Genomic DNA, 25,184 nt, shown 5'->3' with positions numbered 1-25,184 from the left:
AACGCCGTAAAAACAAGATGCTGTGATCATCTTTCTACCCGGTGGCAGAGTAATTCCGTATGATGGTCCGATACGGCTTTGCGACCGCACCAGCCTTTGTCCCAGTATCTTAGCATCTTTTCTCCTGAAATACAAGAGGCCTGTGAAAGCCGCAGCACAGAAAAACGCCCCGAAAAACCGCAGTTTTTCGGGGCGTTTGAGTATCGTACAACCAGTTGGAAATACGAATCAGCGCTTGCTGAACTGGGGAGCGCGGCGGGCAGCCTTCAGGCCGTACTTCTTACGCTCCTTCATACGAGGATCGCGGGTCAGGAAGCCAGCGGACTTCAGAGCGGCGCGGAACTCGGGGTTCATCTCCAGCAGGGCGCGGGACACGCCGTGACGGATGGCGCCGGCCTGGCCGGTCACGCCGCCGCCGGTGACGGTGGCCACGATGTCCACCTTGCCCAGGGTGTCGGTGGTGGCGAGGGGCTGACGGACCAGCAGCTTCAGGGTCTCCAGGCCGAAGTAATCGTCGATGTCACGGCCGTTGATGGTGATGGAGCCGGTGCCGTTGGGGAACAGATGCACGCGGGCCACGGAGGACTTGCGGCGGCCGGTGCCATACAGGTAAGGCTTCTTGCTCTTATACATGTTCGTTTACCTCCTGCTTAGTTGAAAGCCCAGGGCTCGGGCTTCTGAGCGGTCTGCTGGTGCTCCGCGCCGCGGTAGATGTGCAGGCGGGTCAGGCTGTCCTTGGTCACGATGTTGCGGGGCATCATGCCGCGGATGGCCAGCTTCATGGCCAGCTCGGGCTTGTCCTGCATCAGCAGGCGGTACTTGGTCTCCTTCAGGCCGCCGGGATAGCCGGAGTGGGTGCGGTAGAACTTCTGCTCCAGCTTCTTGCCGGTCAGGATGGCCTGCTCGGCGTTGATGATGACCACGAAATCACCGCAGTCAGCGTGGGGGGTGTACTCGGGCTTGTGCTTGCCCCGCAGCAGGGTGGCGGCGGCGGCAGCGGTCTTACCCAGGGGCTTACCGGCCGCGTCGAGGACGTACCACTTGCGGACGATGTTTCCCTTGTTGGCCATAAAAGTGGACATGGTGAAACCTCCAATTTGCTCTAAGTCTATGTGAAATATGGCTTTACAGAACACATGCCCCGCGTGTAGAATAGAACCTACGAGCGGAGCATGATGCATTATATTACAGGGTTTGCCCGGTGTCAAGGCGATTTTTGAACAATTTTATTTAGAAATAGAAAATCTCTCTCAATCGCGCTCATACTCCTGAATACTCGCGAAAGCTCATGTTCAATTTTTAAATTGTTTTCGGGAAAAAGTGTTCCCGTACGGCCCTTGGGAGGAATGGAATGAACCAGATACTGTCCTATGTCCGCCGCTGTGTGGAGGATTACGATATGATCCAGTCCGGAGACCGGATCGCCGTGGGGGTGTCGGGGGGGAAGGATTCCCTGGTGCTGCTGGCCGCCCTGGCCCGCCTGCGGGAGTTTTACCCCAAGCCCTTTACCGTGGAGGCCGTCACCCTGGATATGGGCGCGGCCGACGGCCGGGAGGGGATGGACTTCTCCGGCGTGGCGCGCTACTGTGAGGAGATCGGCGTGCCCTTCACCCTCATTCACTCGGAGATCCACCACGTCATCTTCGACCTGCGGAAGGAGAAAAACCCCTGCTCCATGTGCGCCAAGATGCGCCGGGGGGCCCTCCACAACGCCCTGGCCGACCTGGGCATCAACAAGATCGCCCTGGGCCACCACTTCGACGACGCAGTGGAGACCTTCTTCCTCTCCCTCTTCTACGAGGGGCGCATCTCCTGCTTCCAGCCGGTGACCTGGCTGGACCGCACCGGCATCACCCAGATCCGCCCCCTCCTCTATTGTAATGAGGGACACATCCGCCACGTGGCCGAGCGGGAGCACCTGCCGGTGGTCTTTAACCCCTGCCCCGCCGACGGCTCCACCAAGCGCCAGGAGGTCAAGGAGCTGATCTACGAGCTGGGCAAGCGCTACCCCAACCTGAAAAGCCGGGTCTTTGGGGCCATGCAGCGCCTGCCCCTGCCGGAGTGGGGCCCGGTGGAGCACCGCCGGATGCCCCCTCTGGAGGAATTGGAGGAATGTAAGGAATGAAACAATCGCTGCGCGTGATCCACGGGGCGGATTTCCACCTGGACGCCCCGTTTTCGGCCCTCCCGCCGGAGAAGGCCGCCCAGCGCCGGGGGGAGCAGCGGGAGCTGCTGCGCCGCCTGGCGCTGCTGTCCAACCGGGCCCAGGCCGACCTGGTGCTCCTGTCCGGCGACCTCTTCGACGGGGGCGAGATCTATGGCGAGACCCTGGACGCCCTGGTGGAGGCCCTGAGCTCCATCCAGGCCCAGGTGTTCATCGCCCCGGGCAACCACGACTTCTGGACCACCCACTCGGCCTACGCCCGCAAGTGGCCGGAGCACATCCATATTTTCACCGAGCCCGCCATCGAGCACGTGGACCTGCCGGAGCTCAATTGCACCGTCTACGGCACCGCCTTCACTGGCCCCTACCGGGAGGACCGGCCGCTGAAGGGGTTCCAGGCCCCTGACGACGGCAAGATCCACATCATGGTCCTCCATGGCGATGTGAACCCGGACAGCCGCTATGCCCCCATCACCCGGGAGGACCTGGAGGAGAGCCGACTGGACTATGTGGCCCTGGGCCACGTCCACACCTGCTCCGGCGTCCAGCGCCTGGGCAAGACCAGCTGGGCCTATCCCGGCTGCCCCGAGGGACGGGGCTTTGACGAGACGGGGGAGAAGGGTGTGCTGTGCGGCGTGGTGGGCTCCGGCGGGGCCGAGCTGGCCTTCGCCTCCCTGTGTACCCGCCGCTACCTCATCCAGGAGGTGGACGTCACCGGCAAAGAGCCGGAGGAGGCCCTCCGCACCGCGCTGCCGACCGAGAAGAGCAAGGACCTGTGTCGGATTATCCTCACCGGAGAGCGGAGCTCTGAGCCCGATCTGAAGGCCCTCAGCGCCCTGGCCGCGCCCTGGTATTACAGCGTCTCGGTGCGGGACCACACCCGCCTGCGCCGGGACCTGTGGAAGCGCGCCGAGGAGGACACCCTCACCGGGCTGGTCCTGCGGGACCTGAAACGGCGCATGGAGGAGGCCCCCTCCGACGAGGACCGGGCCTCCCTGGAACTGGCCGCCCGCTTTGCCCTGGCGGCCCTGGAACATCGGGAGGACCCGCTATGATCGTAAAACGTATGAAAGCCACCTTCGGCCGGCTCCAGAACGAGACCCTGGAGCTGGGGGAGGGGCTCAATCTCATCGAGGCCCCCAACGAGGGGGGCAAATCCACCTGGTCGGCCTTTCTGCGGGCCATGCTCTACGGCATCCCCACCAAGGAGCGGGACAAGCAGGGCTTCATCGCCGAGAAGAACCGCTACCAGCCCTGGAGCGGCGCGGTGATGGAGGGCGAGATGGAGGTGGAGTGGCGCGGCCGCTCCCTGACCATCCGCCGGGGTCAGCTGAAAAACACCCCCTTCGGCCGCTGCGAGGTGTTGGACACCGCCAGCGGCGAGGTGCTGCCCGGCTTCACCGCCGACAACGTGGGGGAGATGCTCCTGGGCGTGTCCCGGGAGGTGTTCGAGCGCTCCGCCTTCGTGGGCCAGGGGGCCACGGCGGTGGACAGCGCCCCGGCTCTGGAAAAGCGTATCGCCGCCCTCATCTCCTCCGGCGAGGAAGACGTGTCCTACTCCCAGGTGGAGCGGCAGCTCAAGGACTGGCTCAACCGCCGCAAGCACAACAAGACCGGCCTCATCCCCCGTCTGGAGGAGGAGCTGACCGGGCTGGACCTCCAGCTGGAGCGGCAGAGCCGGGCCCACCGGGCGGCCCAGGAGTCCAGCCAGACCCTGGCCGAGCTCCGGGAGGAGCAGGCCCTGCTGCTGCGGGAGAAGGCGGTCCTCAAGGCCCGGGTGGAGGCGGAGCGCCGCACCGCCTGGGACCAGGCCCAGAGCGAGCTGGCCGAGGCCCGGGCGGAGGAGGAGAAGCTCCGGCAGGAGCTGACCAAGGACGGCCCCACCCCCGACCGGGAGGTGCTCCGCCGCACCCAGGAGGAGCTCTCCGCCCTGCGCACCGTGGAGCAGAGCGTGAAGCAGGCCAAGGCCCGCTATGAGGAGGCCATCCAGGTGGTGGACGACGCCCGGAAGGCCTGCCGGGACGAGCTGTTCCGCGGTATGACGCCGGACCAGGCCTGGGAGCAGGCCACCGAGGACGCCAAGGAGGCGGACGAGGAGCCCCCCGCCGCAGGCGTCAAGCTGACGATCGGCATCGCGCTGCTGCTGGGCGCGGCGGCCGGTGCGGTGGCCGCCCTGGTGACCCCGCTGCTCTTTGCGGCGGCGGCGGTGCTGCTGGCCGGCGGCGTGGCCCTGCTGGTGCTGGGCATGAAGGCCCGGCGCGCCGCTGACGAGGTCCTGGACCGCCGGGCGGAGCTGCTGGAGCAGTATGATGCCGAGGACACCTCCGACATCCTGGAGCGGGCCCGGACCTATCGCGAGGGCTGGGAGCGCTGCCGCCAGGCCTCCCGGGACTGCGAGGCCGCCGAGCAGGAGCAGCTGGACCGGATGCAGGAGCGGGACGTGCTGCGCAGCCGCATCATGACCCTGGTCCAGTCCTTCGCCCCCGGGGTGAAGGACGCCTTCACCCTCTCTGCCGCCATCTCCAAGGCCCTCTTCCTCCAGGAGAAGCTGGAGCAGGCCGCCCAGCGCCGCCAGGACCTGGAGAAGCTGGCCCAGCGCCTGCCCGCCCCCCAGGGGGACGGAGCCGTGCCGGAGGACCTGGAGCCCCGGTATGACGCCGCCTACACCGGAGCCCGCCTCAGCGCCGTGGAGGGGGAGATCCAGCGCCTCTCCGGGGTGCTGAACACCGCCCGGGGCGAGCTGAACACCCTGGGCGACCCCGCCCTGGCCCAGGCCCGGCGGGAGAGCGCCCGGGAAGAGCTGGAGAACCGCCGGGCGGAGTACCAGGCCATCACCCAGGCGCTGGAGAGTCTGGCCACCGCCAACCAGTCCCTCCAGGGCCGCTTTGCCCCCGCCCTGAACCGGAAGGCCGGGGAGCTGCTGGAGCGGCTCACCGGCGGGGCCTACCAGACCGTGGCCCTCACCCGGGAGTTCGACGCCATGGCCGGGCGGGAGGACGAGGTCCTGCCCCACCGGGCCCTCACCCTGTCCCGGGGCGCCATGGACCAGCTCTATCTGGCCGTGCGCCTGGCGGTGTGCGAGCTGGCCCTCCCCGAGGAGGACCCCGCGCCCCTGGTGCTGGACGACGCCCTGGCCAACTTCGACGACAAGCGCATGGCCCTGGCCCTGGACGTCCTGCGAGAGCTGGCCAGCGAGCGGCAGATCCTCCTCTTCACCTGCCACAGCCGGGAGGGCGCCTGCCTGAAGGACGTCCCCGGCGTGCGCCGGGTCTCCCTGTACGGAAAGGAGGCCGCCCATGCCGGAGCGTGAGGAGTCCCTCTCCAGCGCCGACGCTCTGAAGCAGGACCTGTACCTCTGGCTCCAGACCATGACCCTGGCGCTGGTGACCCTCATCCTGCTGTTCACCTTCGTGGGCCGGGTGGTGGGGGTGGAGGGCTCCTCCATGGAGCCCTCCCTCCAGGACGGGGACCTGCTCCTTCTCCAGAGCATCGCCTACACCCCCAAGCAGGGGGACATCGTGGTGCTGACCAAGCCATTTGGCCATGTGGACGGCGCCATCGTCAAGCGGGTCATCGCCGTGGGAGGCCAGCACGTGGAGATCGACTACGAGGCGGGCACCGTCTCGGTGGACGGCGTGCCCCTGGATGAGCCCTACATCAAGGAGGCCATGGCGGAGCCCCCGGCCGGGACCTATGAGACCATCACCTCGGTGACCGTGCCGGAGGGCAGCGTGTTCGTCATGGGTGACAACCGCAACAACTCCGACGACAGCCGGGACACCCGGCTGGGCACGGTGGACGAGCAGTACATCCTGGGCCGGGCGGTGGCGGTGCTGCTGCCCCTGGGGCGGTTCGGCTCCCTCCTCTGAACCCATGCAAAAACTCCCTCCCCGAACTGGGGAGGGAGTTCGTTTTTGTCGGGATCAGCCCACCACCAGCAGGTCCTTGGGGTGGTGGTTGAGCACCTCGCAGCCGGTCTCGGTGACCAGCACCAGGTCCTCGATGCGCACGCCGAATTTGCCCGGCAGGTAGATGCCCGGCTCCACCGAGAACACCATGCCCGGCTCCAGCGGGGTGTGGGAGGCGCTGCTCACATCGGGGGGCTCGTGGCACTCCAGGCCGCAGCCGTGGCCCAGCCGGTGGGTGAAATAGGGTCCGTAGCCGCCGTCGGTGATGATGTCCCGGGCCACCTTGTCCACCTCGGAGAGGAGCACGCCCGGGCGGATGAAGGCCTCGGCGGCCTCATTGGCCCGGCGGACCAGCTCATAGACGGTCCGCTGCTCCTCACTGACGGTCTTGTAAAAGACGGTGCGGGTCATGTCGCACCAGTAGCGGGAGATGGGGGTGAAGATGTCGAAGGTGATGCTGTCGCCGGGCTTGAGCACCGTGCCGTCGGGGGCGTGGTGGGGGTCGGCGCCGTTGGGGCCGAAGCACACCAGCTGGGGGCCCTCGCAGTCGGCTCCCCGGGCCAGATACTCCCGGTTGATGAGGCTGGCCAGCTCGTTCTCCCGCACGCCGTCGGCAATGGCGGCGATGGCCTGGGCCATGACCTGGTCGTTCATGGCCGAGCTGTGGCGCATGGCCTGCCGCTCGGCCTCGTCCTTGCTCTTGCGGGCCAGGTCCACCGGATCGGAGCCGGGGACCGGCTTCACATCGGGCCGGTGGGCCATGAGGCCCATGAGGAACTTGCTGTACCAGAACTTGTCCACGCCCAGCTCGCCGGGCCGGACCGCCTGGGCCAGCTGCGCCACCGGGTCGTCGCTGTCGGTGTGGACCACCAGGGGGAGCTCCGGCGTGGAGGTGAGGCCGAAGAGCTCGTTGCCGTAGAGCACCGCCCGGCCCTCCGTGTCCAGGTAGAGGGCCAGCATCCGCTCATGGGGCTCCACCCAGTAGCCGGTGAGGTAGTACACCGACGCCGTGGCGGCCACCACGATCTGGGAGAGGCCCTGGGCCTTCATAAGGGCCCGCACCCGCTCCAACCGCGTCTGATCCATATTGAAAAACACTCCTTTCCAAATTGAAACGCGGCCGCCCCGGATGAGGCGGCCGCGTCTTGCTGCCGGGGGTTCAGGAATTGCTGCGGCGCATCTTGGGGTCCAGGTAGTCCCGCAGGCCGTCGCCGATGAAGTTGGCCCCGATGGCCACGCTGAAGATGGCCAGACCCGGGAAGGTGGACACCCACCAGTAGTTGGAGTTCTCCACGCCGGCGCTCACCATGGCGCCCCACTCCGCCGTGGGGGGCTGGATGCCCAGGCCCAGGAAGGAGAGGCCGGAGAACATGAGGATGGCGTTGCCCAGGTCCAGGGTACACATGACCACCATGGAGCCCACGCTGTTGGGCAGCAGCTCCTTGCCGAGGATGCGGGTGTGGGTAGCGCCCAGCACCCGGCTGGCGGTGACATAGTCGTTCTGCTTGATGGAGATGACGATGCTCCGCGTCAGGCGCGCGTAGTTGGGCCACCAGATGATGGCCATAGCCAGCACGGAGTTGGAGATGTTGGGGCCCAGGGCCGCCGCGATGACCATGGCGAGGATCAGGGGCGGGAAGGACTGGATCATCTCGGAAAAGCGCATCATGATGTCGTCCACTACGCCGCCCACATAGCCGGCCAGACCGCCGAAGAACACGCCCACGGCGAAGGAGATGAGCACCGTGATGAGGCCGCAGGTGATGGACACGCGGCTGCCGTAGAGCACGCGGCTGAACACGTCACGGCCCAGCTCGTCGGTACCGAACCAGTGCTCGGCGCTGGGGGCGAGGAATTTGCGGGTCACGTCGCCCAGATTGGGGTCGTGAGGGGCCAGCACGGGGGCCAGGATGGCCACCACGATCCAGGCCAGGCAGATCACGATGCCCAGCTTGAACATGAAGTTTTTCTGCCGCAGCAGATCTCTCAGTGTTTTCATGACATCCTCCCCCCTTACTGATACCGGATGCGGGGGTCAATGACACCATAGAGGATGTCGATGACCAGGTTGACCACCACGTAGACCACGGCGATGAGCAGGGACACGCCGCAGATGGCGGGGAAATCCAGATTGACGGCGGCCAGGTAGGCGTACTGTCCGATGCCCGGCCAGGAGAAGATCTTCTCCACAAAGACCATGCCGCCCAGGAGGTTGCAGAAGCCCATGCCGCTGACCGTGATGACCGGCACCAGGGCGTTGCCCAGGGCGTGGTGGATGACCACCCGGCGCTGACTCATGCCCTTGGAGCGGGCGGTGCGGATGTAGTCGGAGGACATGACCTCCAGCAGGTTCGAGCGGGTCTGACGGGTGATGAGGCCCATGGTGAAGAAGCCCAGCACCAGCGCCGGCAGGAAGAGGTGGGCCAGCACGTCGCCCAGCAGGGAGAAGTTCCCCCAGGAGATGGCGTCCAGGACGTAGAGCCCGGTGCCGCCGGTGGGGTCGTAAAGCCGGGGGTCATACCGGTTGCCGCTGGGGAAGATGGCAAAGACCTTGCAGAACAGGTTCATGATGAGCAGCGAGAACCAGAAGCTGGGCAGGGACACGCCACTGACCGAGATGGCCCGCAGGATCTGGTCGATGGGCTTGTTCTGGAAAATGGCCGAGATGATGCCGAAGGCCACGCCGAACACGATGGCGATGAGCATGGCGAACACCGACAGCTCCAGGGTGGCGGGGAAGTACTGCTGCAGCTCCTCCAGCACCGGGCGGCCGGTGCGGATGGAGGTGCCCAGGTCGTGGTTGACCAGGATGTTCTTCATGTAGATGAGGTACTGTTCCCACACCGGCTTATCCAGGCCCCACTTGGCCCGGTAGGCCGCCACGATCTCCGGATCGTTCAGGGCGGACTGGCTCAGGTTGGCCGCTTCGGGGGAGCTGGGGACGAAGTGGGAGATCATGAATACCAGGACCGAGACGCCGAAGAGCAAGACCACCATCAGGCCCAGGCGTCGGAGGATGTATCGCAGCAAAACAGGCACGTCCTTTCCTCTGATCGCGTAAAGAAAGCGCTGCCGGAGACAGAGCTTTCTTTGCGCGATCAAACGAGAATATTCCCTGCCGGGGGCTGGAACCAGCCCCCGGCAAGGGGATTGGGATGCTTACTTGGCCACCAGCTCGCACAGCTCGATCTTACAGAGGTCGTTGTAGGTCACGTCCTCCAGACGGTCGGTGCGGTAGGCGTAGGTCTTGGGGTGCTGGAGCAGGAAGGCGAAGGGGTTATCCTCCTCAAAGAGCTCCTGGAGCTGCTGGGAGAGCTCGGCGCGCTTGGTCTCGTCGGTCTCCACCTTCACCTGGTCGCCCAGGGTCCACAGCTCCTCGTTGTCGGCGGTGCGCTCCCACTTGGTCCGGTTGCCGTAGGCGGTGCCGGTGTCGCCGGTGCCGGGGAGGAAGGCGTCGATCTGGTTGTTGATGTCGTAGTAGTCGGGGCTCCAGAACATGACGTAGAAGGGCATGGTACCCTGGCGCATCTTCTCATAGACCATGGTGGTCTCCAGCGTCTCGATGTTCACGGTGATGCCGATCTCGGCCAGGTCCTGGGCCACCTTCTGGGCGATGGTGGTCCACTGCAGGCCCTCGGAGTTGTTGTTGGCGCAGGTGAGGGTGACGGTGAAGCCATCGGGATAGCCGGCCTCGGCCATCAGGGCCTTGGCCTGCTCCAGGTCGCGGCCCTGGGTGGAGAGATCCCGCTCCATGCCGCCGGAGAAGCCGTCCTGGACAAAGTTGAGGGGCACCAGGCAGCCCTCGCCGCCCAGGGTCAGATAGCCCTCATAGTCCAGGGCCAGGCGCACGGCCTTCTGCACCAGGGGATTGGACATCTCGGGGGACAGGGAAGCGTCCCGGCTCATGACCAGGAAGGTCATCATGGCGGTCTCACCGGTGGTGAAGGTCACGTTCTCCATGCCCTCCACCTGCTTGGCGGTCTCGCTGTTCAGGCCCAGGATGATGTCCACATCGCCGTTCTGGAGGGCGGTGATCTGGGCGTCCACGCTGGTCATCTCACGGAAGATGATGGTGTCGATGTTGCTGCTCTCGCCCCAGTAGTTGGGGTTTTTCTTCAGCACGAGCTGCTCCTGGGGCGTCCAGCTGTCGATGATGTAGGGGCCGGAGCCGGCAGAGGTGGTGTCCAGCCACTCCTGGGCGGTGTCGCCGCCGGCGTCGGAGCCGCCGTGCTGCTTGACCAGCTCGCTGTCCAGGATGCAGTAGGCGTTGGAGGTCAGCTTCACCAGGAAGGAGGCGTCGGGCTGGGTCAGGGTAAAGACCACGGTGTAGTCATCGGGGGCCTCCACCTTCGCCACGATCTTGATGTTGGTGTAGGCGTTGGACTCCTTCATGTTCAGGACACGGTTGACGCTCCACACCACGTCCTTGGCGGTGAGGGGGTTGCCGCTGGCAAAGACCACGTCCTCCCGCAGCTTGAAGGTGTAGACGGTGCCGGTCTCGTCCACGGTGTACTCGGTGGCCACGGAGGGCTCGGGGGTGCCCAGGGTGCCGCTCTTGACCCGGTAGAGCATGTCATAGGCGGCGTAGGCGATCATGTTGGCATAGGGCTCGTACATGTGGCCGGGGTCCAGGGTGATGAGGTCGGACTGGCCGCCGATGACGATGGTCTTGGCGGTCTCGCCGTCGCCGGCGTTGCCCTGGACATTGCCCTGGACGTTGCCCTTGGTGCCGCCGCCGCAGCCGGCCAGAAGCGCCAGGAGCATGGCCGCGGTCAGGAGCAGGGAAAGCGTGCGTTTCATTTCAATTCCTCCTTCTGTTGCGTGGGTAATGGCTAAGGGCGCGGGCCCTTAACTCCTCGTCAGATGGCCCCAGTTGTGGCAGGCCACGAAGTGTCCCGGCTCCACCTCCTGAAGGGCGGGACAGGTCTTGCGGCACTCCTCCGTGGCGTAGGGGCAGCGGGTGTGGAAGGCACAGCCGGGGGGCGGCGCGGTGGGGCTGGGCAGGTCGCCGGTGAGCACCGTGCGCTGCCGCTCCTCCTCTCCGATGGTGGGGATGGCCGAGATGAGGGCCTGGGTGTAGGGGTGCAGGGCCCTGCGGTACAGCTCCTCCGCCGGGGCAAGCTCCACGATCTTGCCCAGATACATCACCCCGATGCGCTGGCAGCAGTGCTCCACCACGCTCAGGTTGTGGGAGATGAAGAGATAGGCCAGGTCCAGCTGCTTCTGCAGGTCCTCCAGCAGGTTGATGACCTGGGCCTGGATGGACACATCCAGAGCGGACACCGGCTCGTCGCAGACGATGAGCTTGGGGTTGAGGGCCAGAGCCCGGGCGACGCCCACCCGCTGCTTCTGGCCGCCGGACATCTCGTGGGGATAGCGGTCCAGATAGGTGTGGGACAGGCCCACCATGTCGCACAGCTCCAGAGCCTTCTGCTTCCGCTCCTCGGGGGTATACAGCTTGTGGATCACATAGGGCTCCATCAGGATGTCCAGGATCTTCCGCCGGGGGTTCAGGCAGGAGGAGGGGTCCTGGAAGATCATCTGGGCCTTGCAGCGGAAGTCCCGCAGCTCCTTGCCCTTCAGGTGGGAGATGTCCTGCCCGTCAAAGGTGATCTTGCCCGCGGTGAGCGGGTAGAGCCGCAGCAGGGTCTTGCCCAGAGTGGACTTGCCGCAGCCCGACTCGCCCACCAGACCCAGGGTCTCGCCCCGGTGGATGGTCAGGTCCACGCCGTCCACGGCGTAGAGGGTGGCCTTGCGGCCGCGGTCCTTTTTAATGGTAAAATGCTGCTTCACGCCCTCCAGGCGTACCAGCACGTTGGAGTCCTCCATCACTGCTCCCCCTTTCCGCGGAAACATCTCACCTGCCGCCCGTCGGGCAGGGTGGTCAGGGGCGGATGCTCCGCCCGGCAGCGCTCGGTGGCGTAGGGACAGCGGGGGTGGAAGTGGCAGCCCTGGGGCATGTCGCCGGCGTCGGGCACCATGCCCTCAATGGCAGAGAGCCGCTCGGTGGGCTGGCCCAGCCGGGGAAGAGCCCCGATGAGCCCCTCGGTGTAGGGATGGAGCGGCGCGGCGAAGAGCTCCTTCACCGGGGCGGACTCCACCACCTCGCCGGTGTACATCACCACCACCCGGTCGCAGAAGTCGTACACGATCCCCAGGTCGTGGGTGATCATGATGATGCTCATGTCCCGGTCCTTCTTGATGGCCTTCATGAGCTCCAGGATCTGGGCCTGGATGGTCACGTCCAGGGCGGTGGTGGGCTCGTCGGCGATGAGCAGCTCCGGGTCGCAGGCCAGAGCGATGGCGATCATCACCCGCTGGCGCATGCCGCCGGAGAGCTGGTGGGGATACTCCTTCATCCGCTGGTCGGGGTCGGGGATGCCGCACAGCTCCAGCAGCTGCCGGGCCCGGGCCATGGCCTCCTTCTTGGTGGCCTTGCTGTGGAGCAGCACGCTCTCGGCGATCTGCTTGCCCACGGTGTGGATGGGGTTCAGGCTGGTCATGGGCTCCTGGAAGATCATGGCGATCTTGTTGCCCCGGATGTCCTGCATCTCCCGCTCACTCAGGGCGAGCAGGTCCTTGTCCTCGAAGCGGATGGCACCCTTGATGCGGGTGGTCTCGTCGGGGTGGAGACGCATGATGGAAAGAGAGGTGACGCTCTTGCCGCTGCCCGACTCACCCACGATGCCCAGCGTCTCCCGCCGGTCCAGGCTGAGGGACAGGTCCGAGACCACCTCTGTTTCCTTTCCGCCATTGACAAAGCGGATATTCAGATGTTCGATTTCCAGAAGCTGGCTCACAAAAAAACCTCCAACGCTCCCGGTCGGGCACTTTAACACGGTTTCGGTTTAAAGTATCGAACACGGGATGAAAAAAAGAATCCACGGGGAGTGCGCCCGGGAAACTTCAATTTATTGCATAATTCTAACGTACTATGAGACATTTTTCAAGTGTAAATTTGCATGGAAAAGCCCCGGAGGGCGTTCAAACGGCCCTCCGGGAGAGACAGGAATAAACCGGTATTTTTCGGGAAAAGGTCGAAATACCCGAAAATCAGGGAGGAAAGGCGGCAAGGCGGTGGTAAAAAGGAGCAGAGGAAGGTAGAACGCGTTCTGCAAGAGGGAACGCGCGGCGGCTGCAAAATCAGGAAGAAAACTGAAAAAACACACAGTCACACACGGTTTCGTCCGGGGCTCAGCGGTAGCAGCGGAAGGGGACGCTGATGGCCCGCAGCTGCCGGGTCATGCAGGAGCACACCTCATTATAATGGGTGAGGTAGTCCTTTTTGGCCTGGCGCTGTTCCCGCTGCCGGGCCTGGAATTCCCGCCAGTGAGCACAGGTTTTGTGGCAGCCGGGGAAGTGGGAGGGACAGTCGGATTGACAGGGCAACATGGGGGACCACTCCTTCCAATGACGCGGTACAGAACTGGAACCAGTATAGTCCGCCCCGGCGAACCTATGCCACCAAAAGAGCGTAAAATGTGGGTCAAAATTTCGTACTCACGAAATAGAAACGCTTGTTTTACGCGGTGCATTGTGGTATCTTATAGACAGAGCTGGGGAAAAATGGTGCCAAATTTCTCCGAAGCGCACAAATACTGCCTTCTGATTTCAGCATTTTATACACTTGAAGAAAGAGATATGAGGAGTATAATGTAAGAAAAATAATTAGCGATAATTATTTTTATTTTGGGTTGAAAGAGAGGCATACCTATGGCACAACTCCAGCGCGAGAACTCCTTCGTGGTCGAATTGACCCCGGAGGGCGTTCAGGAAATCCAACGGCACAAGAACATCTACACCGAGGACACCGCGCCCATCCCCCTGTCCGGGCGTGAGTGGTCCACCAAGAACTTCATCACCCTCTGGACCGGCATCCTGGTGTCCATCCCCGTGTACATGATGGCCAGCGCTCTGCTCTCCGCCGGTCTGACCTGGTATCAGGCCCTGTTCATCTGCGTGCTGGGCCACACCCTGGTCCTCATCCCCTCCATCCTGCTGGGTAAGTTCGGCTCCCGCTACGGCGCCAGCTTCCCCGTGCTGTCCAAGATGGTCTTTGGACCCAAGGGCACAGCCATACCCACCATCATCCGTGCCTTCATGGGCTGCCTGTGGTTCGGTATCCAGAACTGGATCGGCGGCACCGCCCTGGACGCCATCATCGCGGTGATCATCCCCGGCTACACCGCCCTGTCCTTCCACAGCTTCATCAGCTTCGGCCTGTTCGTCCTTATCAACTTCTACATCGGCTACCACGGCAGCCGCGCCATCCGCTTCCTGGAGGACTTTGCGGCTCCCGTGCTCATCATCCTCAGCGGCGTGGTCATCGCCTGGGGCTTCTGGCTGGCCATCTCCAAGGGCGGCGTGGGCAACCTCTTCACCACCCAGGTGGCCGGCGGCAACGGCGAGAGCTTCTGGTCTCAGTTCTTCCCCTCCCTGACCTCCATGATTGCCTTTGACGCCACCATCGCTCTCAACTTCTCCGACTACACCCGCCACGCCACCAGCGAGAGCGCCCAGGTCAAGGGCCAGCTGATCGGCGCGCCCATCATGACCGCCTTCATCGTCTTTGTGGGCATCTGCGGCACCTCCGGCTCCGAGCTGGCCTTCGGCGAGGCTTTCTGGGACCCCAGCATCCTGGTCTCCCACTTCGACAGCCCCTTCGTCGTGATCCTGTTCTCCCTGTTCATCATCCTGGCTACCCTGACCACCAACGTGGCCTGCAACCTGGCCGCCGCCTCCGTGGTGTTCTCCTCCCTGTTCGGCAAGGTCCTCAACTACAAGAAGGCCGTGGTCGTGGCCACCGTGCTGTCCATCTGCTTCCTGCCCTGGAAGCTGGTTGAGAACCCCGAGAGCTATGTCTACACCCTCAACGGCACTCTGGCTGTGTTCCTCGGCCCCATCACCGGCGTGTGCCTGGCTGCCCTGTGGAGCCAGTACCGCAACCGCCTGCAGCTGGCCGACCTCTACTACCAGGACGGCGGCGCCTACTACTACCAGGGCGGCTGGAACGTGCTGGCTCTGGTGACCATGTTCGCCCTGTTCGTGTTCATCTTCGTCTGCCAGTTCATCCCCGTGCTCAGCTGGATCTACGATAGCTCCTACCTGCTGGGCTGCATCTTTGCCTTCGTGATCTACAGCGCCCTGTGCAAGCGCCAGGGCCGCTAAGACCAAATTGAATACCAGACTGTTCCACACATTGGAAAAGGAGGTTCCCTATGCGCACCATCATCAAAAACGGTACCATCGTCACCGAGTCTGAGACCTTCCGCGGCGACCTGCTCATCGAGGACGGCGTCATCAAGGCCCTGGGCGCCGATCTGTGCGCCGACGGCGCGGAGGTCATCGACGCCGCGGGCAAGTATGTCCTGCCCGGCGCGGTGGATGTACACACCCATATGGATCTCCAGGCCGGCGCCCACCGGGCGGTAGACGACTTCTACACCGGCACCGTGGCCGCGGCCTGCGGCGGCACCACCACCATTGTGGACCACATGGCCTTCGGCCCCAAGGGGTGCAGCCTGTGGCATCAGGTGGAGGAGTATCACCGCCTGGCCGACGGCAAGGCCGTCATCGACTACGGCTTCCACGGCGTGCTGCAGCATGTGGACGAGAAGATCCTGAAGGAGATGGGGGAGATCGCCGAGAAGGAGGGCATCACCAGCTTCAAGGCCTACCTGACCTACGACTTCAAGCTCTCCGACGCCGACATGTTCCAGCTCTTCCAGCAGGCCAAAAAGGACGGCGTCGTCATCCCCATCCACTGTGAGAACGACGGTGTGGTCAACTACCTGCGGGCTTACTACAAGTCCCAGGGCTGCACCGACCCCATCTACCACGCCAAGAGCCGCCCCGCCCGCTGCGAGGCCGAGGCTGTGGGCCGTATGCTCCAGATCGCCGCCATGGCTGGAGACGCCCCCCTCTATATCGTTCACCTGTCCACCGCCGCCGGCCTGGATGAGATCCGCCGCGCCAAGAAGCACGGACAGAAGAACGTGGGCGTGGAGACCTGCACACAGTACCTGGTCCTCACCGAGGACGCCTACAAGGACCCCCAGGAGGGCCTGAAGGCCATTATGTCCCCCCCGCTGCGCACCGAGAAGGACTGCGAGGCCCTGTGGAAAGGCCTGCAGGACGGCGTCATCGACACCGTGGCCACCGACCACTGCCCGTTCAACTTCAAGAAGGAGAAGCAGTTCGGCGTGGGCGATTTCACCGCCTGCCCCAACGGCGCCCCCGGTGTGGAGGAGCGCCTGCCGGTGATGTACTCCGAGGGCGTGGCCAAGGGCCGTCTGTCCATCTGCGACCTGGTGCGCCTGCTGTGCGCCGAGCCCAGCCGCATGTACGGCCTCTACCCCCGCAAGGGTAACCTGCAGCCCGGCGCCGACGCCGATGTGGTCATTCTGGACCCCGACCGCAAGCACGTGCTCACCCACGCCGACATGCACGGCGCGGTGGACTACACCTGCTACGAGGGCCTGGAGCTCCAGGGCGCCATTGACATGGTCCTCTCCCACGGCCAGGTTGTGGTCAAGGACAACCAGTTCGTGGGCAAGAAGGGCGACGGCCGCTACCTCAAGCGCGGCAAGAGCGTTCTCTGCCAGGACTAAACAACAGTAAAACCCGGCCCCCGGAGCACTGCTCCGGGGGCCGGGTTTTTTTGATCTTGGGGGGAATTACTTCAGCAGCTCCTTGGCGGAGATGCCGGGCTCGGTCATGGAGTAGGGATCGAGGATCTTGTTCAGGCTCTCCTCGTCCAGCAGACCCTCGGACAGGATCAGGCTGCGCACGCTCTCGCCGGTGGCAATGGCGCGCTTGGCCACCTTGGCCGCGGTCTCGTAGCCCACATGGGGGCACAGGGCGGTGATGATGCCCACGCTGTTCTCCACCATGGACTTGCAGCGCTCGCGGTTGGCGGTGATGCCCACGATGCAGTGGTCGGTGAGGGTGTTCACGGCGTAGGTCAGGAACTCCACGGCGTGGGTCAGGTTCCAGAAGATGATAGGCTCAAAGGCGTTGAGCTCCAGCTGGCCGGCCTCGGCGGCCATGGTGACGGTCAGGTCGTTGCCCATGATGTTGAAGGCCACCTGGTTGACCACCTCGGGGATGACGGGGTTGACCTTGCCGGGCATGATGGAGGAGCCATTCTGGCGGGCGGGCAGGTTGATCTCGCCGAAGCCGCAGCGGGGACCGGAGGACATGAGGCGCAGGTCGTTGCACATCTTGGACAGGTTCACCGCGCAGGTCTTGACCGCGCCGGACACGGCCACGAAGCCGTCCAGGTTCTGGGTGGCGTCGATGAGGTCAAAGGCCTGGATCAGCCGCAGGCCGGACACCTTGGACAGGTTGGGCACGATGCGGTGGAGGTACATCTCGTCGGCGTTGATGCCGGTGCCCACGGCGGTGCCGCCCATGTTCAGGCAGCGCATCTCGTCCTGAGCGTGCTCGATGCGGGCCACATCCCGGCGGATGGCCTCGCTATAGGCCCGGAACTCCTGGCCCAGGCGGATGGGCACCGCGTCCTGCAGCTGGGTGCGGCCCATCTTCAGCACGTCGTCAAACTCCTCGGCCTTCTTGACCAGCTCCTTGTACAGGCGCTCCAGCTGGATCTGGGCCTTGATGAGGAGCTTCAGCACGGCCATCTTGCCGGCGGAGGGGAACACGTCGTTGGTGGACTGGCCGCAGTTGACGTGGTCGTTGGGGTTCACCAGGGAGTAGTCGCCCTTCTGGCCGCCCAGCAGCTCAATGGCGCGGTTGGCAATGACCTCGTTGGCGTTCATGTTCAGGCTGGTGCCGGCGCCGCCCTGGATGGGGTCCACGATGAAGGCGTCGTGGAGCTTGCCCTCCACGATCTCGTCACAGGCCTTCACGATGGCGTCGGCCACCTTCTTGTCCAGCAGGCCGATCTCGTGGTTGGTGATGGCGGAGGCCTTCTTGATCTCCGCGATGGAGTTGATGATCTCCGGGTGCATGGTCAGGCCGGTGATGTGAAAGTTTTCCGCCGCGCGCAGGGACTGAACGCCGTAGTAGGCGTCCTTGGGAATGGCACGCTCGCCGATGGAATCGTGCTCCGAGCGGAACTCGCCGCTCTTCTGGTTCAGGACCGTGGGATCGCTCATGATGCTTACCTCCATAAACTCCATAAAGCTCGGAGCGGGACCGCCGCGCCGGCGTTAAAATGCAAGTTCTCTGTCACGGTGCCTATCATAGCACTTGCAAATGAAAGTTTCAACTGCAAATGCAGGAATAATTGCACAAAAATTGACCAAGTTTTTTGACGGCTCCAGCAGACCGTGACACAGGCCCATGAGACGTGGTATAATAACCTATCACGTCCCCGCGGCCCCACCGGGGGCGGAAGGATGTGTGGATTTCATTTGATTTAAAAGGAGGCAATGCCAACCGTGAAAACCTTGAAATTGCGTGAGGGATTCTACTGGACCGGCATCCAGGATTACGACCTGCGGGTCTTTGATATCATCATGGAGACCGAGTTCGGCACCACCTACAATTCCTATGTGCTCCGGGCCGGGGACAAGACCGTCCTGTTCGAGACGGCCAAGGCCAAGTTTTTTGACGACTACCTGGACAAGCTCAAAGAGCTGGTGGACGTCACCGCCATCGACTATCTGGTGGTCAGCCACACCGAGCCCGACCACGCCGGCAGCATCGAGAAGCTGCTGGACCTGAGCCCACGGATGAAGATACTCTCCACCGGCTGTGCCGCCGGTTTCCTGAAGGAGATCGTCAACCGGGACTTTGTCAGCATGCCCATCAAGGACGGCCAGCGCATGACCATCGGGGACAAGACCCTGCGCTTCCTGGTGGTGCCCAACCTGCACTGGCCCGACACTATGTACACCTTTATTGAGGAGGAGCAGATCCTGGTGACCTGTGACTCCTTCGGCTCCCACTACGCCCACGAGGGGGTGCTGCTGAGCAAGGTGGAGAACCGGGCCGACTATGAGAAGGCCCTGCGCTACTACTTCGACTGCATCATTGGGCCCTTCAAGCCCTTCATGCTCAAGGCTCTGCCCAAGGTGCGGGCCCTGGATCTCACTATGATCTGCCCCGGCCACGGCCCCGTGCTGGATCAGGACATCCCCTGGATGCTGGACACCTATGAGAAGTGGTCCACCGTCGTCAACCCCAACCCCCGCAAGACGGTCATCATCCCCTATGTGAGCGCCTACGGCTACACCGGCATGCTGGCCGAGAAGATCGCCCAGGGCGTGGCCGACAGCGGCGAGGTGGATGTGCGCTCCTACGACCTGGTCACCGCCGACCCGGCCAAGGTCAATGAGGAGGTCCTCTTTGCCGACGGCATCCTGCTGGGCACCCCCACCATCGTGGGCGAGGCCCTGAAGCCCATCTGGGACCTGACTACCTCCATGTTCGCCGGTACCCACGGCGGCAAACACGCCGGCGCCTTCGGCAGCTACGGCTGGAGCGGCGAGGGCGTGCCCAACATCACCCAGCGCCTCAAGCAGCTGCGCATGAAGGTGGTGGACGGCTACCGGGTCCGCTTCAAGCCCAGCGAGGCCGACCTGGTGGGGGCCTATGAGTGGGGCTATCAGTTCGGCTGCCTGGTGCAGAACAAGGAGCCGGTGAAGCCCAAGGCCCCCGGCACCCGCTCTCTGGTCAAGTGCCTGGTGTGCGGCGAGATCTTCGACTCCTCCCTGGAGATCTGCCCCGTGTGCGGCGTGGGCAAGGAGAACTTCGTCCCCGTGGAGGTGGAGGACACCGGCTACCGCAACGACAGCAAGGAGTTCTACCTGATCCTGGGTAACGGCGCGGCGGGCTTCAACGCCGCCAAGGCCATTCGCGAGCGGGATAAGACCGGCGCCATTACCATCGTCTCTGACGAGCCGGTGAGCGCCTACAACCGTCCCATGCTCACCAAGTCCATCCTGGCCGGCCTCACCGCCGAGCAGATCGCCATCGAGCCCGCCAGCTGGTACCAGGAGCAGAACATCTGCGAGGTGCTGGGCCACAAGGTCGTGTCGGTGGATGCGGCCGCCAAGGAGGCCGTGCTGGACGACGGCACCAAGCTCCACTTCACCCGCCTCATCTACGCCCTGGGCAGCGAGTGCTTCGTGCCCCCCATCCCGGGCAGCGACAAGGAGCAGGTGGTGGCCATCCGCCGCCTGAGCGACGCCCACAAGGTGATGGCCCTCATGGAGACGGCCAAGCACGCCGTGGTCATCGGCGGCGGCGTCCTGGGACTGGAGGCTGCCTGGGAGCTGAAGAAGGGCGGACTGGAGGTCACCGTGCTGGAGGCCGCCCCCGTCCTCATGGGCCGCCAGCTGGATGAGAACGCCGCCGCCCTCCTCCGCCGCGTCAGCGAGGAGCAGGGCATCGCCATCCACACCGCCGCCCAGATCGCCGCCATCGAGGGCGAGGACGCCGTCACCGGCGTGCGCCTGGCCGACGGCACCGTGTTCCCCGCCGAGCTGGTCATCATCTCCGCCGGCGTGCGCGCCAACGTGGCCCTGGCCAAGGAGATGGGCCTGGAGGTGGACCGGGCCGTGGTGGTCAACGAGAAGATGGAGACCAACCTGCCCGGCGTGTATGCCTGCGGCGACTGCGCCCAGTTCAAGGGTGTCAACTACGCCATCTGGCCCCAGGCCGCTGAGGAGGGCCGCGTGGCCGGCGCCTGTGCCGCCGGGGACGAGGTGACCTACGCCGGCGTGTCCGCCGCCCTCACCTTCCACGGCATGAACACCGCCCTCTTCTCCGCCGGCGACAACGGCAAGAACCCCAACCTGCTCTACAAGTCGGTGGAGTTCCAGGATGCCGGCAAAAAGCAATACAAAAAGTATTATTTCCTCAATAATCGCCTGTGCGGCGTCATTCTTCTGGGGGATCTCTCCGAAATGGCCCGCCTGACTCAGGCGCTGGAGGAGCAGGTCCCCTTCCAGAAAGTGCTGGGCTAACCCGAAAAAACCGGGCGCTGCATATGCAGCGCCCGGTTTTTTGGTTGCTTGTGGAAGGATTACTTCGTGTACTCCAGCACCACGGTCTGGCCGGCAGTGCCGCTGCCGGTGTGGGTGGTCAGCTCCTTTACCGCGTCGATGTTGGTGATGACCACGGGGGTGTACAGAGCGTAGCCCTGGCTGCGGATCAGGTTCAGATCCACCCGGCAGATGGGGTCGCCCACGCTCACGGTCTGGCCCACCTTCACCAGGGGCTCGAAGCCGTCACCGGCCAGCTCCACGGTGTTCAGGCCGATGTGGATGAGGATGTCCAGGCCGTCGGCCTGGAGGCCGAAGGCGTGCTTGGTGTCGGCAATGCTGATGATCTTGCCGCTGATGGGAGCCACCACCAGACCCTCGGTGGGCATGACGGCCACACCGTCACCCAGCACCTTCTTGGAGAACACAGGATCGGGCACCTGAGCGATGTTGATATATTCGCCGGTCATCGGGGCAACCAGCTGGGGCTCCACGGGAGCCACGTTCTTCTTCTTGCCAAAAAACATGAGAGAAACCTCCTTCACGGCCGCATGGACCGGCCGACTGCATTTGATGTGGGTGCGGCCAGATGTCTCTCCACCGGCCACATGCTCATTATAATGCGGATAGGTACGGCCTGCAAGCCAGATTCTTCCGTAAAACTGATGATAAAATGGGCTGAAACGGGGCTCATACCCGCAATTTATAACAATCCGGGCAAATCGCGGCAGCAAGAAGAATACAAAGCTCAGTCAAAAAGGCCTCGCTCCAGCTTTAAGGTCAGGATACGCAGCACACTTTCGTCCAGGCGCTCTGCCGGGAGGGTCCCGTCCTCCACCGCCCCTTCTAGGGCGGCCACGGCGCTGTGTAAATCCTCCGGGCACAGGAGCAGGTCTACCCCCGCCTTTACCGCCTTGAGGGCGATCTCGGCGCTGGAGTAGGCGTCGGTCATGGCCTTCATCTGGAGCCCGTCGGTGATGACCACCCCGTCAAAGCCCATCTCTTCCCGCAGCAGCTCCGTCACGATGGCATAGGAGAAGGGGGCGGGCTGGTCGTCCACGTCGGAAACGATGAGGTGACCCACCATCACCATATCGGTCCCCGCGTCGATGCCGGCCTGGAAGGGGACCAGCTCCTCCTGCCGCAGCTCTTCCAAAGTGCGTTCCACATACACTGCCCCCTCGTGGGAGTCGGCGGAGGTGTCGCCGTGGCCGGGGAAGTGCTTGATCGCGGTGGCCACGCCGCCGTCATGGAAGCCGTCCACCGCGGCGGCCACCAGCTCGGCGGCCTGCTGGAAGTCGTCGCTGTACGCCCGGTCGCCGATGACGGTGTTTTCCGGGTTGGACCACACGTCGGCCACCGGGGCCAGATCGGTGTTGAAGCCGCAGGACACCAGGTCAGCGGCGATGGTGCGGGCGTTTTCAAAGGCCACGTCAGTTCCCTGGTCCTTGTAGTCCAGCATGGGCCCCACCCAGGTGGTGCCCACGGTGGACATGAGGCGGTTGACCCGCCCGCCTTCCTCGTCGCAGGTGAGGATGAGGGGAATCTCGGAATAGGTCTGGACCGTGGTGAGCATGTCGGTGAGCTGCTCTTTGCTGACCATGTTCTTCCGGTCGTAGAGGAAGCCGCCCACCGGGTACTCATCCAGGGCCTTCCGGGTGGTCTCCCCGGCGGCGGTCACCCGGGACACGCCGGTGATGGCCTCGGGGTAGACGATGAAGAGCTGGCACACCTTTTCATGGAGAGTCATGCCGGACAGGATCTCCTCCGCCCGGGCCCGCAGCTGGTCCGCGTCATCCGCAGTGGGCTCGGGCGTGGGCTCTACCAGCGTGATGGGGGCAGACGGGGCGGGGGTGGATGCGACGGGAAAGAGGGTGGAGGCGGCCCGGCTCACGGCCCAGACAGCCGCAGCCGCCACCGCCAGCACCACAGCCAGGCCCAGCAGGGTCCCAATCAGGCGGGAGCGGCTCATACGGCACCTCCGGAGACATCCGCGGCGCGGCGGGGGATACCGTCGGCGCAGGGCACCCGGCTCTGGCACAGGCCGCAGCCGTACACCCCGTCAAAACCGAATTCGCCCCGCTTGTCCTGAAAGATCTGCTTGCAGTAGGCGCTGCACTTGGGCTTGTCGTGGCCCTCGGCGGTGATGGCCCCGGCGGGGCAGCGCTGGATGCAGGCCCGGCAACCCTGGTCATAGAGGCAGTAGGCCCGGTAGTGGTCATAGGGCCGGGGGGTGGGGGTCAGGGAGGCCTTCACGATGACCGAGCCCAGGCGCACTGCCTTGCCCCGGGCAGTGATGAGCCCGTCGCACAGGCCAAAGGTGCCCAGGCCGCAGGTGTAGGCGGTGTGGCGCTCGCTCCAGTTGGAGGCGAAACCGAACCGGGGAGAGGTCACCTGACGGAAATCCGGATGGATGGCGGGGCACACGGCGGGGATGCCCTGCTGATTGAGCCACTCCACCAGCCGCCCCGCCATCCGGTTCTGAAAGGCCTGTCCGAAGGCTCGGTTGGCCGACCAGGGCTTGGCGGGGTAACGGCTCTGCTCCCGCTGGGCGGCCTTGGTCTCGGCGGTCTGGGGGAGGACCCAGCTCACCACGCGGAGCTCGCCGGGCGCGGCCTCCACTCCGGCCTTGGCCATCCAGTCCTGGGGCAGGAGATACTCCGGGGTGATGTCGGAGCGGAACTGGGCAAAGAGGGGATCGTCTCCGGCGGCGCAGCCCACCAGGGGGTCGGCGGCAAAGGCCGGGGCGTCCAGGACCTCCAGGGTGTTGTCGGGGGATAAGAGCTCCTGAAGGATGAATTGCTGTATGGAATCCAAAGTGAAGTTCATCGCGCCGTCCTCCTTCTTGTAAGGCCCCGAGGGGCTTGATAAGGCTATGATACACCCGCGGCAGCCCGGGAACAAGTGGCCGTCAGCTCCGGCGCGGGGGCATCAGCCGGGCGCAGAAGAGGGCCACCAGAGGCACCGTGAGCAGGATGCCCACCGAACCGGCCACGCTCTGGATGAGCTCCACCGCCATGCCGTCGCTGTTGAGGATCTGGATGAGGGGGTAGCCGTAGACCTGGAAGAGGATGAGCATGTTCAGCGACGCACCGGCAAAGGCCAGGATCAGGGTGTTGGCCATGGTGCCCATGGCGTCCCGGCCGATGTTCAGCCCCGAGCGGAAGAGCCGCCCGGCGGAGAGAGTGGGGTCCACCTCCCGCAGCTCCCAGCAGGCCGAGGAGATGGACATGGCCACGTCCATCACTGCGCCCAGGGCGGCGATGAGGATGCCGCTGACCAGCAGGCCCCGGATCTCCAGGTCAGAGTCGTAGGCCCGCAGCACCAGCTCCTCTGCCTCGCTCATATTGAAGCCGCTGATGGGGGTGATCTGCCCCACTGCCCAGGCGAAGAGCCCCGCCGCCGCCACGCCGCACACACAGCCCAGGGCGGCGCACAGGGTTTTGCGGGAGAAGCCGGTGAGCATCAGCAGCGAGGCCACGGCGGTGAGGGCCGCCACGGCAATGGCGGAGGGGATGGAGGGGAGCCCCTTCAAGATCATGGGGATGAGGAGGAACCAGACGCCCGCCAGGGTGTAAACTAGTCCCAACAGGGCCATCAGGCCCTTTTTTCCGCCGATGGCCACCAGGATCAGGGCGAATACCGCCAGCATCCCGAAGAGGATGGTGCCACGGTCGTAGTTGGGCACCGACACCACGTAGGGTTCGCCGTTGTCCCCCTCCTCCAGGCGCACGATGATCCGGGTGCCCACCGAGCAGTCCACATTGGCGTAGGCGGTGAGGTAGTTGTAGGTCTCCAGCACCGACCCCTTCCAGGGGCCGCTGAGGACCTCCACCTCCAGAAGCTGGGTGCCCAGGCGCAGGCCCTCGCTCCAGTCGGCGCTGACGGCGTCGTCATAGAGCACGTCGGTGACCTTTGCCGTGGCAAACTGCCGCTTCTGGGCGGCGGTGAGCTCCCGCTCCGCCGGGCGGAGGAGCATCGCCCCCGCCACCAGCAAAAGCAGCAGCACCGCACCCACCACCAGACCCAGCAGGCGGCGGGGCGTCAGTGCGTCCCGGAGGGTGGGGACATCGGGCACAGAGGACTTGGATGGTTTGGCGGACATGGCACTCATCCTCTCGTGAAAAAATCAGGGGGCGGCCCCCCCCCCCCCGGGGG

The 25,184-nt window shown here is 64.5% G+C and carries 21 protein-coding genes; 7 read left to right on the top strand and 14 right to left on the bottom strand.

Annotated features, from left to right (window positions below; genetic code table 11):
- Positions 1–228: 228 nt before the first annotated feature.
- Both rpsI and rplM read right to left on the bottom strand, forming a co-directional pair.
- Positions 229–633, bottom strand: a complete 405-nt coding sequence (gene rpsI, locus B5G43_RS12355) for a 30S ribosomal protein S9 (RefSeq protein ID WP_087261840.1) — start codon at positions 631–633, stop codon at positions 229–231.
- Positions 634–650: 17 nt separating this feature from the next.
- Entirely contained in the window at positions 651–1,082 is a 432-nt protein-coding gene (gene rplM / locus B5G43_RS12350) for a 50S ribosomal protein L13 (protein ID WP_087261838.1), read from the bottom strand.
- 269 nt (positions 1,083–1,351) lie between these two features.
- Here rplM and B5G43_RS12345 point away from each other — a divergent pair, with 269 nt between their 5' ends.
- Genes B5G43_RS12345 through lepB form a run of 4 tightly spaced genes read left to right on the top strand, consistent with a single transcriptional unit; the run spans position 1,352 to position 6,033 of the window.
- Positions 1,352–2,125, top strand: coding sequence for an ATP-binding protein (locus B5G43_RS12345; RefSeq protein WP_087261836.1), 774 nt, complete (start codon positions 1,352–1,354; stop codon positions 2,123–2,125).
- The gene (locus B5G43_RS12340; RefSeq protein ID WP_087261835.1) at positions 2,122–3,219 is read left to right on the top strand and encodes a DNA repair exonuclease; all 1,098 of its coding nucleotides are present in this window, start codon (positions 2,122–2,124) and stop codon (positions 3,217–3,219) included. Before B5G43_RS12345 ends, B5G43_RS12340 begins: the two co-directional genes overlap by 4 nt.
- The gene (locus B5G43_RS18030) at positions 3,216–5,474 is read left to right on the top strand and encodes an AAA family ATPase (RefSeq protein ID WP_087261833.1); all 2,259 of its coding nucleotides are present in this window, start codon (positions 3,216–3,218) and stop codon (positions 5,472–5,474) included. Before B5G43_RS12340 ends, B5G43_RS18030 begins: the two co-directional genes overlap by 4 nt.
- A complete protein-coding gene (gene lepB / locus B5G43_RS12330; RefSeq protein WP_087261831.1) occupies positions 5,461–6,033 on the top strand; it encodes a signal peptidase I in 573 nt (190 codons plus the stop codon). The genes B5G43_RS18030 and lepB overlap by 14 nt, the downstream gene beginning before the upstream one ends.
- Before the next feature lie 54 nt (positions 6,034–6,087).
- Here the strand turns inward: lepB and B5G43_RS12325 are convergent, their stop codons facing one another.
- The 7 genes from B5G43_RS12325 to B5G43_RS12295 form a co-directional block, all read right to left on the bottom strand.
- On the bottom strand, positions 6,088–7,158 hold the full coding sequence (locus tag B5G43_RS12325; protein ID WP_087261829.1) for a Xaa-Pro peptidase family protein: 1,071 nt from the start codon (positions 7,156–7,158) through the stop codon (positions 6,088–6,090).
- Between the two features lie 73 nt (positions 7,159–7,231).
- Entirely contained in the window at positions 7,232–8,071 is an 840-nt protein-coding gene (locus tag B5G43_RS12320; RefSeq protein WP_204244509.1) for an ABC transporter permease, read from the bottom strand.
- A 14-nt stretch (positions 8,072–8,085) separates the two neighbouring features.
- Positions 8,086–9,111, bottom strand: a complete 1,026-nt coding sequence (locus B5G43_RS12315) for an ABC transporter permease subunit (RefSeq protein WP_087261827.1) — start codon at positions 9,109–9,111, stop codon at positions 8,086–8,088.
- 120 nt (positions 9,112–9,231) lie between these two features.
- The gene (locus tag B5G43_RS12310) at positions 9,232–10,872 is read right to left on the bottom strand and encodes an ABC transporter substrate-binding protein (protein WP_087261825.1); all 1,641 of its coding nucleotides are present in this window, start codon (positions 10,870–10,872) and stop codon (positions 9,232–9,234) included.
- Between the two features lie 48 nt (positions 10,873–10,920).
- On the bottom strand, positions 10,921–11,901 hold the full coding sequence (locus tag B5G43_RS12305; protein WP_087261823.1) for an oligopeptide/dipeptide ABC transporter ATP-binding protein: 981 nt from the start codon (positions 11,899–11,901) through the stop codon (positions 10,921–10,923).
- On the bottom strand, positions 11,901–12,872 hold the full coding sequence (locus B5G43_RS12300; RefSeq protein ID WP_087261821.1) for an ABC transporter ATP-binding protein: 972 nt from the start codon (positions 12,870–12,872) through the stop codon (positions 11,901–11,903). The genes B5G43_RS12305 and B5G43_RS12300 overlap by 1 nt, the downstream gene beginning before the upstream one ends.
- 394 nt (positions 12,873–13,266) lie before the next feature.
- On the bottom strand, positions 13,267–13,464 hold the full coding sequence (locus B5G43_RS12295; RefSeq protein ID WP_087261820.1) for a hypothetical protein: 198 nt from the start codon (positions 13,462–13,464) through the stop codon (positions 13,267–13,269).
- 321 nt (positions 13,465–13,785) lie between these two features.
- On the opposite strand from B5G43_RS12295, the gene B5G43_RS12290 reads away from it, so the two are divergent.
- Both B5G43_RS12290 and hydA read left to right on the top strand, forming a co-directional pair.
- Positions 13,786–15,240, top strand: coding sequence for an NCS1 family nucleobase:cation symporter-1 (locus B5G43_RS12290; protein ID WP_087261818.1), 1,455 nt, complete (start codon positions 13,786–13,788; stop codon positions 15,238–15,240).
- A 50-nt stretch (positions 15,241–15,290) separates the two neighbouring features.
- Positions 15,291–16,682: a dihydropyrimidinase gene (gene hydA, locus B5G43_RS12285; protein WP_087261816.1), complete on the top strand. Its 1,392-nt coding sequence runs from the start codon at positions 15,291–15,293 to the stop codon at positions 16,680–16,682.
- 66 nt (positions 16,683–16,748) lie between these two features.
- On the opposite strand, the gene B5G43_RS12280 is transcribed toward hydA, so the two are convergent.
- On the bottom strand, positions 16,749–18,191 hold the full coding sequence (locus B5G43_RS12280) for an aspartate ammonia-lyase (protein ID WP_087261814.1): 1,443 nt from the start codon (positions 18,189–18,191) through the stop codon (positions 16,749–16,751).
- Between the two features lie 285 nt (positions 18,192–18,476).
- Between B5G43_RS12280 and B5G43_RS12275 the strand changes: the two genes are divergently transcribed.
- Complete coding sequence (locus B5G43_RS12275; RefSeq protein ID WP_087261812.1) at positions 18,477–21,008, top strand: FAD-dependent oxidoreductase; 2,532 nt, start codon at positions 18,477–18,479, stop codon at positions 21,006–21,008.
- A gap of 59 nt (positions 21,009–21,067) precedes the next feature.
- On the opposite strand, the gene B5G43_RS12270 is transcribed toward B5G43_RS12275, so the two are convergent.
- From B5G43_RS12270 to B5G43_RS12255, 4 genes are all read right to left on the bottom strand, one after another.
- Positions 21,068–21,553, bottom strand: a complete 486-nt coding sequence (locus B5G43_RS12270; RefSeq protein WP_087261810.1) for a PTS glucose transporter subunit IIA — start codon at positions 21,551–21,553, stop codon at positions 21,068–21,070.
- Between the two features lie 221 nt (positions 21,554–21,774).
- A complete protein-coding gene (locus B5G43_RS12265) occupies positions 21,775–22,998 on the bottom strand; it encodes a glycoside hydrolase family 3 protein (protein ID WP_087261808.1) in 1,224 nt (407 codons plus the stop codon).
- Positions 22,995–23,855, bottom strand: coding sequence for a hypothetical protein (locus B5G43_RS12260; RefSeq protein ID WP_087261806.1), 861 nt, complete (start codon positions 23,853–23,855; stop codon positions 22,995–22,997). The genes B5G43_RS12265 and B5G43_RS12260 overlap by 4 nt, the downstream gene beginning before the upstream one ends.
- Before the next feature lie 82 nt (positions 23,856–23,937).
- The gene (locus tag B5G43_RS12255) at positions 23,938–25,131 is read right to left on the bottom strand and encodes a YibE/F family protein (protein WP_087261804.1); all 1,194 of its coding nucleotides are present in this window, start codon (positions 25,129–25,131) and stop codon (positions 23,938–23,940) included.
- Positions 25,132–25,184: the final 53 nt, after the last annotated feature.

The sequence above is a fragment of the Flavonifractor sp. An92 genome, assembly GCF_002159175.1.
In the GTDB taxonomy this organism is placed as follows: domain Bacteria; phylum Bacillota; class Clostridia; order Oscillospirales; family Oscillospiraceae; genus Pseudoflavonifractor_A.
Note: the sequence above shows the minus strand (reverse complement) of the source record. Positions and strands in the feature narration are given on the sequence as shown.

Excerpts from the sequence above, each read along its gene's own strand:
- B5G43_RS12325 (WP_087261829.1), bottom strand. The coding sequence starts at position 7,158 with ATGGATCAGACGCGGTTGGAGCGGGTGCGGGCCCTTATGAAGGCCCAG.
- B5G43_RS12310 (WP_087261825.1), bottom strand. The coding sequence starts at position 10,872 with ATGAAACGCACGCTTTCCCTGCTCCTGACCGCGGCCATGCTCCTGGCG.
- lepB (WP_087261831.1), top strand. The coding sequence starts at position 5,461 with ATGCCGGAGCGTGAGGAGTCCCTCTCCAGCGCCGACGCTCTGAAGCAG.
- B5G43_RS12340 (WP_087261835.1), top strand. The coding sequence starts at position 2,122 with ATGAAACAATCGCTGCGCGTGATCCACGGGGCGGATTTCCACCTGGAC.
- rpsI (WP_087261840.1), bottom strand. The coding sequence starts at position 633 with ATGTATAAGAGCAAGAAGCCTTACCTGTATGGCACCGGCCGCCGCAAG.
- B5G43_RS18030 (WP_087261833.1), top strand. The coding sequence starts at position 3,216 with ATGATCGTAAAACGTATGAAAGCCACCTTCGGCCGGCTCCAGAACGAG.
- B5G43_RS12345 (WP_087261836.1), top strand. The coding sequence starts at position 1,352 with ATGAACCAGATACTGTCCTATGTCCGCCGCTGTGTGGAGGATTACGAT.
- hydA (WP_087261816.1), top strand. The coding sequence starts at position 15,291 with ATGCGCACCATCATCAAAAACGGTACCATCGTCACCGAGTCTGAGACC.
- B5G43_RS12280 (WP_087261814.1), bottom strand. The coding sequence starts at position 18,191 with ATGAGCGATCCCACGGTCCTGAACCAGAAGAGCGGCGAGTTCCGCTCG.
- B5G43_RS12260 (WP_087261806.1), bottom strand. The coding sequence starts at position 23,855 with ATGAACTTCACTTTGGATTCCATACAGCAATTCATCCTTCAGGAGCTC.
- B5G43_RS12320 (WP_204244509.1), bottom strand. The coding sequence starts at position 8,071 with ATGAAAACACTGAGAGATCTGCTGCGGCAGAAAAACTTCATGTTCAAG.
- rplM (WP_087261838.1), bottom strand. The coding sequence starts at position 1,082 with ATGTCCACTTTTATGGCCAACAAGGGAAACATCGTCCGCAAGTGGTAC.
- B5G43_RS12295 (WP_087261820.1), bottom strand. The coding sequence starts at position 13,464 with ATGTTGCCCTGTCAATCCGACTGTCCCTCCCACTTCCCCGGCTGCCAC.
- B5G43_RS12265 (WP_087261808.1), bottom strand. The coding sequence starts at position 22,998 with ATGAGCCGCTCCCGCCTGATTGGGACCCTGCTGGGCCTGGCTGTGGTG.
- B5G43_RS12270 (WP_087261810.1), bottom strand. The coding sequence starts at position 21,553 with ATGTTTTTTGGCAAGAAGAAGAACGTGGCTCCCGTGGAGCCCCAGCTG.
- B5G43_RS12305 (WP_087261823.1), bottom strand. The coding sequence starts at position 11,901 with ATGGAGGACTCCAACGTGCTGGTACGCCTGGAGGGCGTGAAGCAGCAT.
- B5G43_RS12290 (WP_087261818.1), top strand. The coding sequence starts at position 13,786 with ATGGCACAACTCCAGCGCGAGAACTCCTTCGTGGTCGAATTGACCCCG.
- B5G43_RS12255 (WP_087261804.1), bottom strand. The coding sequence starts at position 25,131 with ATGTCCGCCAAACCATCCAAGTCCTCTGTGCCCGATGTCCCCACCCTC.